Genomic DNA, 14,040 nt, shown 5'->3' on the forward strand with positions numbered 1-14,040 from the left:
GTTACCCCACGAGGATGGTCAGGATTTTTTGTTGCAGCGCTTCGATACCCACTCCGGAAACAAACGGCATACCGTGAACCACGGGAATATCACCAAAAGTCCGGTCAACGCGGGCGGTGGTGCAGATAAGGTCCGCGCCATCCATATAGGTTTCAATTTCAGTCACCCGACACTGCACTAAATCGAGGGTGATATTGTGGGCTTCGCACAGTTCTTTAATCTCTTCAGCGGCCATTGTTGAGGTCGCTACAGCACCGCCACAGGCGACAATGACTTTACGTTTCATAGGGTATTCCTTTTATTATCAGTTTATTATCAAGCCGGATTACACAATTCAGGCTCGAGGATGGTTTCCCGAAAACGCACTGCGAGCTCAGCATCAGGGGCGCTCAGCAAGGCGTCGAGGACATTCGGGTTTTGCAGCTCACTAAACAAACGACGCAGCAGCTTCAACTGCGCTGTCGGGTTTTCCACAATCAGGGCGATAATCAACGAGACGCCAATTTCTGCATCATCGTCTGCTTGCTGGAAATGCACCGGTTTATCCGGGCGAATCAGATAAATAGCGGGCGAAATAGCGTGTGTCGCCTCGCAATGGGGAATAGCGACCGCATGACGCTCAAGTGCAATCCCGGTGGGGAAGACGGCTTCTCGTTCGAGCAGCGCCTGCGGATAGCTGTCATGCACTACCCCTTTCGCCAGCATCTCCTCACCAATGTGTGCCAGCGCCTGCTGGCAGGTGTTGAATTCAATTCCGGTACGGACAAATAATTGGCTCATGGGGCTCCGTGTATCAGGCGGCTTCGGCGACGCAACCGAAACGGTATGCACGCAAAACATCCTGGATCTTGTCGATGATGAGGTTATGCGGCGTCGCGGTCAGCGTGCCGGCGGACAGGCGTTCAAACTGCATCGGCAGGTACTGACTAATCAGCCCCAGAGGCAGTGAAACGCCATCAAGGTTGGCGATCAACTTCTCTACGCTTTGACGAATACGTGGGTGTGGCCAGTAATAGCGGATACGATCGGAGAGGCTGAAATGGATATCGACCATCGCCTGACTCCAGGTCGGGCGATAGTATTTTTTCCAGTACCCCGGTTCGTTCAGCATCACTTCATCAATCACCTCCAGCACGTGGCTGCGCTGTTCAGGTGACACCAGTTGGGTTTCCATTTGTGCCAGCGCAAAAATGGCTTCGCGCAGGGCGAAGGTGAGGGCGGGGCCGACTTTCAGAATGGCGTAGTGATCGCGAACCAGCGAACGATAGGCCTGACGGGTCTGGTAATCGGTTGAATGCGCTTCATAGACCATCGGCGTGTTTCTCACCCAGGCGGACAGCGCTTCTGCGGCGTTCGGCTGATAGTGAATAATCTGGGTATGGTCGAATTCAACGCCAGGCTGAACCACGATGGCAATCACCCTGTCCAGTGCAGCTTCAAGGCCTAATGCCTGGAAGGCGACCTGATGCGTTTCCAGCGTCCGCGCGGCGTCTTCTTCACGAGTAACGTGGACGGTACCAATGGTGCTGGCTTCACCACCGGGAACCGGAACTTCCGTACCGATAACGTAGGTTAGCTGGCGTTTTTGCTCGTCAGTGGCGATTTCCTCTGCCGCCTGGCAAAGTACAGCGGCGCGCTGAGCGACAACCATCGGATCCAACGGTGTAGGATCGTCGGCACAGGACATCGAGGCATCAAGGTGAATTTTTCTGAAACCCGCAGCAACATAAGTCTTAACTAACGCGACCGATTTTTCCATGGCCTCTGCGGCGGTCTCATCCTGCCAGCAGTTTGGGCCAAGGTGATCGCCTCCGAGGATCAATCTGTCGCGCGGGAAGCCAACTTCCTGGGCGATGTTGTAGACGAAGTCGCGGAAGTCTGCGGGTTTCATGCCGGTGTAGCCGCCAAACTGATTGACCTGGTTAGAGGTCGCTTCAATCAGGACTTTTTGGTCACTGCGTAAATCAAACCGTAATGCGGCTTCAATGACTAGTGGATGCGCTGAACATACAGAACAAATTCCTAAATGTTCGCCCGCTTTATGACGAGAGATTATTTCTTTCACTTCTATCTCCGATATCTTTTGTTTATCTTCATAATATTTTTGGATTGAAGGCAAAGGGTAAAAGCCTCTTTCGTGATCCAGCTTTAAAAACAAACCTTTGTCAGAACCCGTGCAATTCAAATGAATTAATGGCTTACAGCTTTCCTTCGCAGCCGCAGTCGGCGATGACTTTATGAACCACCTCTTTCATCGCGGCTTTTGCTGGCATCATGTAATGCCGCGGGTCATTCGCATCGGCATGTGTGCTCAGGTAGTTTTTGAGTGCGCCAGCAAAGGCAATTTTGAGTTCGGTAGCGACATTGACCTTGCAAATTCCCAGGGCGATTGCGCGCTTAATATCATGTGTGGACAAGCCGGATGCGCCATGTAAAACAAGAGGAATATCAATGCACTGACGAATTTCTGCCAGCCGTTCAAAATCCAGTTTAGGTTCAGCACTATACAAACCATGAGCTGTGCCAATCGCAACTGCCAGTGAGTCGATACCGGTTTTTTCCACGAACTCCCGGGCCTGTTCTGGGTGGGTATAAAGCGCATCCTTTCCATCCACGATTAGGTCATCCTCCTGCCCACCCAGTCGTCCCAGCTCAGCTTCAACGCTAACGTCATAGCGGTGGCTGTAGTCCGTCACGTGTTTAACTAACGCAATGTTGTCGGCAAACGGCAGATGAGAACCATCGATCATGACGGAGCGGATACCTGTAGCGACTTTCGCTTCAATATCGGTGATGCTTTCATGGTGATCGAGATGGATGGCGAGAGGGTGGTTCCAGCTTCTTGCCAGTTCGCTGGCGATAGCAACGATGTTGCCGACCCCGGCATAGCTAAAAGTGCCAGGCGTGCCGGCGACGATCAACGGAGAACGTAGTTCGGCTGCTGTTTCCACGACAACTTGTAAGGTCTCCAGGTTGTGGATGTTAAACGCCGGTACGGCATAGCCTTCTTGCTGCGCCTTCTTCAGCATCATTTTGCTTGAGATAATGAACATACTTCCTCCGAAGTCTTTCGATTGCTTTCTTCGAAATAAAATATAGGGTTTCGTAATGTTTTTTTGTGATTTCGATCTGATAAATGAAAGATTCGAAATAAAGGGGAAGGTTATGAAAGATTGTGGCAAAAAAAAAGCATGCCCGAAGGCATGCCCATGAAGAAAAAAGCGGTGGACAATCAGGTCACTGGTGCCGGGTTAAATACCGCCAGCTGGTTGTGCAGTCCCCACTGATCCGAGAAGGTTTTCTTACGTCCGCTCGCCACGTCGAGAATGAACTCGAACAGCTTCAGACCGACATCTTCAATGGTTTCCTCACCGGTAGCGATGGTTCCGGCATTGATATCCATCAGATCAAACCAACGGTTGGCCAGTTCGGTGCGTGTTGCCATTTTAATTACCGGAACTGCCATCAGACCGTACGGTGTACCGCGACCGGTGGTGAACACCTGCACGGTGATCCCGGACGCGACCTGCTGCGTGCCGCATACAAAGTCGCTGGCAGGCGTTGCCGCGTAAATCAGGCCGCGTTTGGTCGGACGCTGGCCCGGCGATAACACTTCCACAATGGCGCTCTTACCCGATTTGGCAATGGAGCCCAGCGCTTTTTCGACCACGTTAGCCAGACCGCCTTTCTTGTTGCCCGGAGAGGGGTTAGCGCTGCGGTCGGTTTGTCCCAAATCCAGGTAGTTATCGTACCAGGCCATCTCTTCGAGCAGGCGCTTGCCCACTTCTTCATTGATGGCGCGCGGTGTTAACAGGTGGATGGCGTCACGCACCTCGGTCACTTCCGAAAACATCACGGTGGCACCGCAGCGCACCAACAGATCGGACGCGTAGCCCACTGCCGGGTTAGCGGTGACGCCAGAAAACGCATCGCTGCCGCCGCACTGCATGCCGACCACCAGTTCAGAGGCCGGGCAGGTTTCACGCTGACGCTGGTTGAGTTTTACCAGATGGCGCTCGGCAACCTGCAAAATGTCTTCCACCATCGATTTGAAGCCTACGTGTTTTTCATCCTGTAGGCTGACAATGCTGGCGCTGTCTACCGGGATGCTTTTCACATCGTGCGTGCCTTCTAACAGGCGTTCCGGCTGGAGTTTTTCGCAGCCGAGTCCGATAACCATCACTTCGCCACCGAAGTTGGGGTTCAGGGCAATGTTATGGATGGTACGAATTGGCACGATAGCGGCCGGTGCATTGATGGCTACACCGCAACCATACAGATGGTTCAGCCCCACCACGCCGTCAACGTTCGGGTATTTGGGCAGCAGATCGCGCTCAATGATTTTCACCACATAATCCACCACGCCCGCCACGCAGTGTACGCTGGTGGAGATGCCGAGCAGGTTCTTGGTGCCCACGCTGCCGTCGGCATTACGGTAGCCTTCGAAGGTGTAGCCTTCAAGAGGAGGAAGCGGCTCCGGCACTTTGGTTGCCAGCGGCAGCGTCTCCAGCGGCGGGGCTTTGGGCAGCTCAACCATTGACTCATCAATCCAACTACCGCGTGCGATGTCGCGAACGGCGTAACCGATCACTTCGCCATAGCGCACGATTTCGCCGTGAACAGCAATATCCGTTAGCGCCACTTTATGACCCTGGGGAATATGTTCAATCAGTGCCAGTCCGTCCGGGAAACGTGTCCCGGCTTTCAGCCCATTGTCATTGACAATAATCGCCACATTATCAGTGTCGTGTACTTTAATATAAAACGCCGTGGGCGATTCTTGTCTAATTTCGATGTCGGCCATTGTCCAGTATTCTCCAGCCAGGTGGTGATAATAGATATATATCGAATCTAATTATAAGTAATAAAGACTCAGTGTCGTGGAATAAGAATGTCAGGAGTTTTAATTTAAGAATGTGAGCGAGATCACTTAAACTTAGAAACGCCGCGCCACCAAGGGTATCAATACGTAAATGTGTGCATCAGCGCCCATGGTTATGTGCATATGCATAAAATAATATTTTAATATTATGCTTTTAATGAGCGTTTGCACAATGATTAACGACGCTGCGCTGATTATACTGAATCACGGTTTAATAGCGACTGATAAATAAAAGCGTATTTTATCTTACGGTAATTTATCAGCGTAAACATCCTTCAAAATAATAATAAAAATCTTTTTGTACCTGAGGTAAATAGAATGATACTGGATACGGTTGTAGAGAAAAAGAAAGGTACGCACACCCGATATTTAATACTGCTGATAATATTTATTGTCACTGCCGTAAACTATGCAGACCGCGCGACGTTGTCTATTGCCGGTACTGAAGTGGCCAAAGAGTTGCAGCTCAGCGCCATATCAATGGGTTACATTTTCTCCGCCTTCGGCTGGGCCTATTTGCTGATGCAAATTCCCGGCGGCTGGCTGCTCGACAAGTTTGGTTCGAAGAAAGTCTATACCTACAGTCTTTTCTTCTGGTCGCTGTTTACCTTCCTGCAGGGTTTTGTCGATATGTTCCCGCTGGCCTGGGCGGGGATCTCCATGTTTATCATGCGGTTTATGCTGGGCTTCTCGGAAGCGCCTTCCTTCCCGGCTAACGCCCGTATTGTTGCGGCCTGGTTCCCGACCAAAGAGCGTGGCACGGCCTCTGCGATTTTTAACTCCGCGCAGTATTTCTCACTGGCGCTGTTTTCACCGTTGCTGGGCTGGCTGACCTTCGCCTGGGGCTGGGAACACGTCTTTACCGTGATGGGCGTGATTGGCTTTGTGCTGACCGGACTGTGGGTAAAACTGATCCATAACCCTACCGATCACCCACGGATGTCGCAGGAAGAGCTGAAGTTTATCTCGGATAACGGCGCGGTAGTGGATATGGACCACAAGAAGCCGGGTGGTGCTGCGGCGAGCGGTCCGAAACTGCATTACATCAAGCAACTGCTGACAAACCGCATGATGCTGGGGGTGTTCTTTGGACAGTATTTTATCAACACCATCACCTGGTTCTTCCTGACCTGGTTCCCTATCTACCTGGTGCAGGAAAAAGGTATGTCGATCCTGAAAGTCGGCCTGGTCGCGTCTATTCCGGCACTGTGTGGATTTGCCGGTGGTGTACTGGGCGGCGTGTTCTCGGATTACCTGATTAAACGCGGCGCCAGCATCACTCTGGCGCGTAAGCTGCCGATCGTGCTCGGAATGCTGCTCGCCTCAACCATTATCCTGTGCAATTACACGGATAATACCACCTTCGTAGTGGCGCTGATGGCGCTGGCGTTCTTCGGTAAAGGTTTTGGCGCGCTGGGTTGGCCGGTGATTTCCGATACCGCCCCGAAAGAGATTGTGGGTCTGTGCGGTGGCGTATTTAACGTATTTGGTAACGTGGCTTCTATCGTAACCCCGCTGGTGATTGGTTACCTGGTGAGCGAGCTGCACTCATTTAATGCTGCGCTGGTGTTTGTAGGGTGCTCGGCGCTGATGGCGATGGTTTGCTACCTGTTTATTGTCGGTGACATTAAACGTATGGAATTGCAGAAATAAACAAAGGTATAGGCGATGAATAACACGATTTTCCCAAACAAATTTAAAGCGGCACTTGCGGCGCATCAGGTTCAGATTGGCTGCTGGTCCGCGCTGGCAAGCCCGATCAGTACCGAAGTATTAGGCCTGGCCGGTTTTGACTGGCTGGTGCTGGACGGTGAACATGCGCCAAACGATATCTCGACGTTTATCCCACAGCTGATGGCGCTGAAAGGCAGTTCCAGCGCGCCAGTTGTGCGTGTGCCGACCAACGAGCCGGTGATCATCAAGCGTTTGCTGGATATTGGTTTCTATAACTTCCTGATTCCGTTTGTTGAGACCGAAGAAGATGCGGTGAACGCCGTGGCGTCTACCCGCTATCCGCCGGAAGGTATTCGCGGCGTATCGGTTTCTCACCGCGCCAATATGTTTGGCACCGTGCCGGACTACTTCGCACAGTCAAATAAAAACATCACCATCATCGTGCAGATCGAAAGTCAGCAGGGTGTTGATAACGTGGATGCGATTGCCGCAACCGAAGGCGTGGACGGTATTTTCGTCGGCCCAAGCGACCTGGCCGCCGCGTTAGGCCACCTGGGCAATGCCTCCCATCCGGAAGTGCAAAAGGCGATTCAGCACATCTTTGCGGTCGCGAAAAAGCACGGTAAGCCAAGCGGCATTCTGGCACCGGTTGATGCAGATGCCCGTCGCTACCTGGACTGGGGCGCGACGTTTGTTGCCGTCGGTAGCGATCTCGGCGTGTTCCGTTCAGCGACGCAAAAACTGGCTGATTCTTTTAAGAAATAACCACCATCGACAGTATAGAGAGATAAAGACATGACAATGAAAGTAGGTTTTATTGGCCTCGGTATTATGGGTAAACCAATGAGTAAAAACCTCCTCAAGGCAGGTTACTCGCTGGTGGTTGCTGACCGTAACCCAGAAGCAATTGCGGAAGTCATCGCCGCAGGTGCAGAAACCGCTACCACGGCGAAAGCCATTGCTGAACAGTGCGATGTGATTATCACCATGCTGCCGAATTCTCCACACGTAAAAGAAGTGGCGTTGGGCGAAGGCGGTATCATCGAAGGCGCGAAGCCGGGCACCGTTCTAATCGACATGAGTTCAATCGCCCCGTTAGCCAGTCGTGAAATCAGCGATGCGCTGAAAGCGAAAGGCGTGGATATGCTGGATGCACCGGTGAGTGGCGGCGAACCGAAGGCGATTGATGGTACGTTGTCGGTGATGGTCGGTGGTGATAAAGCGATTTTCGACAAGTACTACGATCTGCTGAAAGCGATGGCGGGTTCTGTGGTGCATACCGGCGACATTGGCGCGGGTAACGTCACTAAGCTGGCAAACCAGGTGATCGTGGCGCTGAATATTGCGGCGATGTCTGAAGCGCTGACCCTGGCGACCAAAGCGGGCGTGAACCCGGATCTGGTGTATCAGGCTATTCGCGGCGGATTGGCGGGCAGCACAGTGCTGGATGCCAAAGCGCCGATGGTGATGGACCGTAACTTTAAACCGGGTTTCCGTATTGACCTGCACATCAAAGATCTGGCGAATGCGCTGGATACCTCACACGGCGTGGGTGCACAGCTGCCGCTGACCGCAGCGGTAATGGAAATGATGCAGGCACTGCGCGCTGACGGGCTGGGAACGGCTGACCACAGTGCGTTGGCATGCTACTACGAAAAACTGGCGAAAGTGGAAGTCACTCGCTAACAAGAAGGGCGCGACTACGCGCCCTGTAATTCTTGCCTCGCGCGGCACTGTCAGGCTACATAACTATGAAAATCGTAATTGCCCCAGACTCTTATAAAGAAAGCCTTTCTGCCACCGAGGTAGCGCAGGCGATAGAAAAAGGATTTCGGGAAATTTTTCCCGATGCGCACTACGTTTCTGTTCCGGTCGCCGATGGCGGCGAAGGGACCGTTGAAGCGATGATTGCCGCCACGCAGGGAACGGAGCATTTCGCGTGGGTAACGGGACCGTTGGGTGAAAAAGTGAATGCCAGCTGGGGCATGTCCGGAGACGGTAACACCGCGTTTATCGAAATGGCGGCAGCCAGTGGGCTGGCGCTGGTCCCTCCAGAAAAACGCAACCCCTTAGTCACCACGTCGCGTGGTACCGGGGAGTTGATTCTCAAGGCGCTGGAAAGCGGCGCGCAAAATATCATTATTGGTATTGGTGGCAGTGCGACCAACGACGGTGGTGCGGGTATGGTACAGGCGCTGGGGGCAAAACTCTGTGACGCCAACGGTACTGACATTGGCTATGGCGGCGGTTGCCTGAATAGCCTGAATACCATTGATATCTCGGGTCTGGATCCGCGCTTAAAAACCTGTTCGATTCGTGTTGCCTGTGATGTGACGAATCCATTGACCGGCGAAAACGGTGCATCCCGCATTTTTGGTCCGCAGAAGGGCGCGACTGAAGAACGCATTATCGAGCTGGATCGTAATTTGTCTCACTTTGCCGACATCATAAAAAAATCGTTGCGCGTTGATGTGAAAAATGTGCCCGGAGCCGGAGCCGCTGGTGGTATGGGGGCGGCATTAATGGCATTTTTAGGTGCAGAACTGCGTAGCGGGATAGAGATTGTGACCCAGGCGCTGAATCTGGAAGAGCATATTCACGACTGTACGCTGGTGGTTACCGGTGAAGGACGCCTCGACAGCCAGAGTATTCACGGCAAAGTGCCTGTCGGCGTGGCAAGTGTGGCGAAGAAATACCACAAGCCGGTGATTGGTATTGCGGGCAGCCTGACACGCGATGTGGGCGTGGTGCATCAATATGGTATCGATGCCGTGTTTAGCGTATTGACCAGCATAGGTACGCTGGAAGAGGCCTTCCGGGGAGCATTTGATAATATTTATCGGTCATCCAGAAACATCGCCGCTACGCTGGCGATAGGAATGCGCAGTGCGGGGTGACATTGGCCCGCAAACCCTCTATACTTCGCGCCGAAGCTGACCAGACAGTCGCCGCTTCGTCGTCGTCCTCTTCGGGGGAGACGGGCGGAGGGGAGGAAAGTCCGGGCTCCATAGGGCAGGGTGCCAGGTAACGCCTGGGGGGGAAACCCACGACCAGTGCAACAGAGAGCAAACCGCCGATGGCCCGCGCAAGTGGGATCAGGTAAGGGTGAAAGGGTGCGGTAAGAGCGCACCGCGCGGCTGGTAACAGTCCGTGGCACGGTAAACTCCACCCGGAGCAAGGCCAAATAGGGGTTCACAAGGTACGGCCCGTACTGAACCCGGGTAGGCTGCTTGAGCCAGTGAGCGATTGCTGGCCTAGATGAATGACTGTCCACGACAGAACCCGGCTTATCGGTCAGCTTCACTCTTTATAGAACCCCGCTTCGGCGGGGTTTTTGCTTTTATGGCGCGTTTTTTATGCCAACTGGCCCCGATTTTTTGTAGGCCGGATAAGGTGCTTGCACCGCCATCCGGCAAATTTGCCGTAAATCTCATTTTTATTTTCCCGTTATTTATTCGAAAACGTCTTTTTCAGCGGCAAAGGGGTTGCTGAAAACTTCCAGTTTTGTGACAGCTAACACAAAACGCTTATCGATACGTTTCGCTATAGAAAAAACACACGTAATCGATCGAAATCACAAAATTACTTGCTGTGAAAACATTAAAAACCAGCGTTAATTTATTGTTGCATTTGATGATTTATTGTTTGTTTTGTTTTGAATAATGATAAACGCAATGTTTCTTTACAAACAAATAAGGCAAAATAGTGTGATGCATGGCGTTATTTAATCGCAATAACTATTAAAATATAATTTTATTTGATAAATTGCTCATTAAATTTAAACGTTATTCCGACCGATAATTACGCTGTAATTGCTTGAATTATCATCTTTCAACCGTCGGTTAAATAACCGTTAACGTGCATGTGTTATCGCCATAAATTTTCGTTATCCCCCCATCTTTTTTTGATTAAAGTCAGGTTAAAGTGAGATCGTTTTTCTTCACTGTATTGATAAATAACGATTTTATTGGTTTATAATAATCTTACAAAATGTAAGTGAAGGGGATTTGTGAGTGGTCGCACATATCCGTGAACGTTTAATTTGGTACACTTCCTGCCGTCAACAAAGTAATTAGAGCAGGCCGATATGAATACTATTTCTCTCCCTAAAACACAGCACTTAGTGGTCTTTCAGGAAGTCATTAGAAGTGGTTCTATCGGCTCAGCTGCAAAAGAATTAGGTTTAACTCAACCCGCAGTAAGCAAAATCATTAATGATGTTGAAGCTTATTTTGGTATTGAGTTGGTGGTGCGTAAAAATACAGGCGTCACATTGACCCAAGCCGGTCAGGTGATGCTCTCATGGTCTGAATCTATTACCCGTGAAATGAAAAACATGGTTGATGAGATGAATAGCATGACGAGCAATGCGGTTGTTGATGTGTCGTTCGGTTTCCCCTCACTGATCGCCTTTACCATCATGTCCGGTATGATTAAGAAGTTTAAAGAGGTGTTCCCGAACGCGCAGGTTTCCATGTATGAAGCCCAGCTTTCCTCTTTCTTACCCGCGGTTCGTGATGGGCGTCTGGACTTTGCAATCGGCACGTTAAGTGATGAGATGAAATTGCACGACCTGCATGTGGAGCCGCTGTTCGAGTCAGAGTTTGTTCTGGTTGCCAGTAAGTCCCGAACACGCACCGGCATCACTACGCTGAGCGCATTGCAAAATGAACAGTGGGTGTTGCCGCAAACGAATATGGGTTACTACAGCGAGCTTCTTACTACGTTACAAAAAAATGGCATCAGCAGTGAAAACATCGTTAAAACAGACTCGGTCGTCACAATTTATAATCTTGTTCTCAATGCTGATTTCTTAACAGTAATTCCCTGCGATATGACCACTCCATTTGGTTCAAACCAGTTTATTACTATTCCGGTAGAAGAGGCCTTACCGGTCGCGCGTTACGCCGCCGTCTGGTCTAAAAATTATCGAATTAAAAAAGCAGCATCAATTTTGGTGGAATTAGCCAAAGAATATTCATCATATAATTGCCAGCGACGAAAGCAATTAATTGAAGTTGATTAAAGATTAAACTCGATTTAATACGGAATTAATGCCATCGGTCTATATCAGACGTTGGTCACGGCTATCTATTTACTTTAATATCCAGGTAAGAGGTTCTAATGCACATTACATACGATCTCCCAGTTGCAATTGAAGATATCCTCGAAGCGAAAAAAAGACTGGCGGGGAAAATTTATAAAACGGGAATGCCTCGCTCTAACTATTTTAGTGAACGTTGCAAAGGGGAAATTTTCCTTAAGTTTGAGAACATGCAGCGTACTGGTTCATTTAAAATTCGCGGCGCCTTTAACAAGCTCAGTTCTTTAACTGAAGCGGAAAGATGTAAAGGTGTGGTGGCCTGCTCTGCAGGTAACCATGCGCAAGGGGTTTCCCTCTCTTGTGCGATGCTCGGTATTGACGGCAAAGTGGTGATGCCAAAAGGCGCACCGAAGTCTAAAGTGGCTGCTACCTGCGACTACTCCGCAGAAGTTGTGCTGCACGGTGACAACTTCAACGACACGATCGCTAAAGTGAGCGAGATTGTTGAAACTGAAGGCCGCATCTTTATTCCTCCTTATGATGATCCGAAAGTGATTGCCGGCCAGGGGACTATCGGTCTGGAAATTCTGGAAGATCTGTATGATGTCGATAACGTGATTGTGCCAATTGGTGGCGGCGGACTGATTGCCGGTATTGCGATAGCCATTAAATCCATCAACCCGACCATTAAAATTATTGGCGTACAGTCTGAAAACGTTCACGGCATGGCGGCTTCTTTCCACGCTGGAGAAATAACCACGCACCGAACGACCGGCACCCTGGCGGATGGTTGTGACGTCTCCCGCCCGGGTACTTTGACCTATGAAATCGTTCGTGAGTTAGTGGATGACATTGTCCTGGTCAGCGAAGATGAAATTCGCAACAGTATGGTGGCATTAATTCAGCGAAATAAAGTTGTGACAGAAGGCGCAGGTGCGCTGGCATGTGCTGCATTATTAAGCGGGAAATTAGATAGCTATATCCAGAATAGAAAAACAGTCAGCATTATTTCTGGCGGTAATATCGACCTTTCTCGTGTATCCCAAATTACTGGTTTAGTTGACGCTTAATATATTTCGTTGAGGATAGGATATGAGTACTACTGATAGCATTGTATCCAGCCAGACAAAACAATCGTCCTGGCGCAAATCGGACACCACCTGGACACTGGGTTTATTTGGTACAGCCATCGGCGCCGGGGTGTTGTTCTTCCCTATCCGCGCAGGCTTTGGCGGGCTGATCCCCATTCTGTTAATGCTGGTGTTAGCGTACCCCATCGCGTTCTATTGTCACCGTGCACTGGCGCGCCTGTGTCTTTCCGGTTCTAACCCTTCCGGCAACATCACAGAAACGGTTGAAGAGCATTTTGGTAAAACGGGCGGCGTGGTCATCACGTTCCTCTACTTCTTTGCAATTTGCCCACTGCTGTGGATTTATGGCGTCACCATTACCAACACCTTTATGACCTTCTGGGAAAACCAGTTGCAGATGCCAGCGCTTAATCGTGGCTTCGTCGCGCTGTTCCTGCTGCTGTTGATGGCATTCGTCATCTACTTCGGTAAAGATCTGATGGTTAAAGTGATGAGCTTCCTGGTATGGCCATTTATTGCCAGCCTGGTACTTATCTCTCTGTCCCTGATCCCTTACTGGAACTCAGCGGTTATCCAGCAGGTGGATCTCAGCAATATAGCGTTGACCGGGCATGACGGTATTCTGGTCACCGTATGGCTGGGTATTTCCATCATGGTGTTCTCCTTCAACTTCTCGCCAATTGTTTCCTCTTTCGTGGTGTCTAAACGCGAAGAGTATGAAAAAGATTATGGCCGCGAATTTACCGAGCAGAAATGTTCCAAGATCATCTCCCGCGCCAGTATGCTGATGGTTGCAGTGGTCATGTTCTTCGCCTTTAGCTGCCTGTTCACGCTGTCTCCGGCAAATATGGCCGAAGCCAAAGCGCAGAACATTCCGGTACTGTCATACCTGGCGAACCACTTTGCCTCACTGTCCGGCACCAAGTCGACCTTCGCGACCGTTCTGGAATACGGTGCTTCTATCATCGCACTGGTCGCTATCTTCAAATCTTTCTTCGGCCACTATCTGGGCACGCTGGAAGGTCTGAACGGTCTGGTCCTGAAGTTTGGTTATAAGGGTGATAAGACCAAAGTCTCCGTTGGCAAACTTAATATCATCAGCATGGTCTTCATAATGGGTTCCACCTGGGTTGTGGCTTACGCCAACCCGAATATCCTGGACCTGATTGAAGCGATGGGTGCGCCAATTATCGCCTCACTGCTCTGCTTGCTGCCGATGTATGCCATCCGTAAAGCGCCGTCTCTGGCGAAATACCGTGGCCGTCTGGATAACGTGTTTGTTACTGCGATTGGTCTGCTGACTATCCTGAACATCGTCTACAAACTGTTTTAATCCTTAAGCTCAGGAT

At 50.6% G+C, this 14,040-nt stretch carries 12 protein-coding genes and 1 other RNA gene; 8 read left to right on the plus strand and 5 right to left on the minus strand.

What is annotated here, in order from left to right:
* Position 1 precedes the first annotated feature (1 nt).
* The 5 genes from gatB to garD all read right to left on the minus strand — a co-directional run bounded on the left by gatB (position 2) and on the right by garD (position 4,804).
* Positions 2-286, minus strand: coding sequence for a PTS galactitol transporter subunit IIB (gatB, locus tag FDW98_RS19600; protein WP_062774245.1), 285 nt, complete (start codon positions 284-286; stop codon positions 2-4).
* Positions 287-315: 29 nt separating this feature from the next.
* Complete coding sequence (gene gatA, locus FDW98_RS19605) at positions 316-780, minus strand: PTS galactitol transporter subunit IIA (protein WP_062774247.1); 465 nt, start codon at positions 778-780, stop codon at positions 316-318.
* A 13-nt stretch (positions 781-793) separates the two neighbouring features.
* Complete coding sequence (gene gatZ / locus FDW98_RS19610) at positions 794-2,065, minus strand: tagatose-bisphosphate aldolase subunit GatZ (RefSeq protein ID WP_096759326.1); 1,272 nt, start codon at positions 2,063-2,065, stop codon at positions 794-796.
* A 133-nt stretch (positions 2,066-2,198) separates the two neighbouring features.
* Positions 2,199-3,053 (minus strand): tagatose bisphosphate family class II aldolase, encoded by an 855-nt coding sequence (locus FDW98_RS19615; RefSeq protein WP_096755556.1) that lies wholly within the window; start codon positions 3,051-3,053, stop codon positions 2,199-2,201.
* Between the two features lie 179 nt (positions 3,054-3,232).
* Positions 3,233-4,804: a galactarate dehydratase gene (garD, locus tag FDW98_RS19620; RefSeq protein ID WP_096755557.1), complete on the minus strand. Its 1,572-nt coding sequence runs from the start codon at positions 4,802-4,804 to the stop codon at positions 3,233-3,235.
* Positions 4,805-5,200: 396 nt separating this feature from the next.
* On the opposite strand from garD, the gene garP reads away from it, so the two are divergent.
* The 8 genes from garP to tdcC all read left to right on the plus strand — a co-directional run bounded on the left by garP (position 5,201) and on the right by tdcC (position 14,024).
* Entirely contained in the window at positions 5,201-6,535 is a 1,335-nt protein-coding gene (gene garP / locus FDW98_RS19625) for a galactarate/glucarate/glycerate transporter GarP (RefSeq protein WP_096755558.1), read from the plus strand.
* A gap of 15 nt (positions 6,536-6,550) precedes the next feature.
* A complete protein-coding gene (garL, locus tag FDW98_RS19630) occupies positions 6,551-7,321 on the plus strand; it encodes a 2-dehydro-3-deoxyglucarate aldolase (RefSeq protein ID WP_117342718.1) in 771 nt (256 codons plus the stop codon).
* A 30-nt stretch (positions 7,322-7,351) separates the two neighbouring features.
* Positions 7,352-8,242, plus strand: coding sequence for a 2-hydroxy-3-oxopropionate reductase (garR, locus tag FDW98_RS19635; protein WP_096755560.1), 891 nt, complete (start codon positions 7,352-7,354; stop codon positions 8,240-8,242).
* Between the two features lie 65 nt (positions 8,243-8,307).
* Complete coding sequence (gene garK / locus FDW98_RS19640) at positions 8,308-9,453, plus strand: glycerate 2-kinase (RefSeq protein WP_096755561.1); 1,146 nt, start codon at positions 8,308-8,310, stop codon at positions 9,451-9,453.
* A 32-nt stretch (positions 9,454-9,485) separates the two neighbouring features.
* An RNA gene (gene rnpB / locus FDW98_RS19645) (RNase P RNA component class A) lies at positions 9,486-9,862 on the plus strand.
* 781 nt (positions 9,863-10,643) lie between these two features.
* Positions 10,644-11,582, plus strand: a complete 939-nt coding sequence (gene tdcA / locus FDW98_RS19650) for a transcriptional regulator TdcA (protein WP_096755562.1) — start codon at positions 10,644-10,646, stop codon at positions 11,580-11,582.
* A 98-nt stretch (positions 11,583-11,680) separates the two neighbouring features.
* Positions 11,681-12,670 (plus strand): bifunctional threonine ammonia-lyase/L-serine ammonia-lyase TdcB, encoded by a 990-nt coding sequence (tdcB, locus tag FDW98_RS19655; RefSeq protein ID WP_096755563.1) that lies wholly within the window; start codon positions 11,681-11,683, stop codon positions 12,668-12,670.
* A gap of 22 nt (positions 12,671-12,692) precedes the next feature.
* Entirely contained in the window at positions 12,693-14,024 is a 1,332-nt protein-coding gene (tdcC, locus tag FDW98_RS19660) for a threonine/serine transporter TdcC (protein ID WP_096755564.1), read from the plus strand.
* The last annotated feature ends 16 nt before the right edge of the window (positions 14,025-14,040 follow it).

This window comes from Citrobacter sp. wls711 (genome assembly GCF_005281055.1).
Taxonomy (GTDB): domain Bacteria; phylum Pseudomonadota; class Gammaproteobacteria; order Enterobacterales; family Enterobacteriaceae; genus Citrobacter; species Citrobacter gillenii.

Bases quoted from the DNA above. Each gene is read 5' to 3' on its own strand.
- garR (WP_096755560.1), top strand. From the start codon at position 7,352: ATGACAATGAAAGTAGGTTTTATTGGCCTCGGTATTATGGGTAAACCA.
- FDW98_RS19615 (WP_096755556.1), bottom strand. From the start codon at position 3,053: ATGTTCATTATCTCAAGCAAAATGATGCTGAAGAAGGCGCAGCAAGAA.
- garD (WP_096755557.1), bottom strand. From the start codon at position 4,804: ATGGCCGACATCGAAATTAGACAAGAATCGCCCACGGCGTTTTATATT.
- tdcC (WP_096755564.1), top strand. From the start codon at position 12,693: ATGAGTACTACTGATAGCATTGTATCCAGCCAGACAAAACAATCGTCC.
- garL (WP_117342718.1), top strand. From the start codon at position 6,551: ATGAATAACACGATTTTCCCAAACAAATTTAAAGCGGCACTTGCGGCG.
- gatA (WP_062774247.1), bottom strand. From the start codon at position 780: ATGAGCCAATTATTTGTCCGTACCGGAATTGAATTCAACACCTGCCAG.
- gatB (WP_062774245.1), bottom strand. From the start codon at position 286: ATGAAACGTAAAGTCATTGTCGCCTGTGGCGGTGCTGTAGCGACCTCA.
- tdcA (WP_096755562.1), top strand. From the start codon at position 10,644: ATGAATACTATTTCTCTCCCTAAAACACAGCACTTAGTGGTCTTTCAG.
- tdcB (WP_096755563.1), top strand. From the start codon at position 11,681: ATGCACATTACATACGATCTCCCAGTTGCAATTGAAGATATCCTCGAA.
- garK (WP_096755561.1), top strand. From the start codon at position 8,308: ATGAAAATCGTAATTGCCCCAGACTCTTATAAAGAAAGCCTTTCTGCC.
- garP (WP_096755558.1), top strand. From the start codon at position 5,201: ATGATACTGGATACGGTTGTAGAGAAAAAGAAAGGTACGCACACCCGA.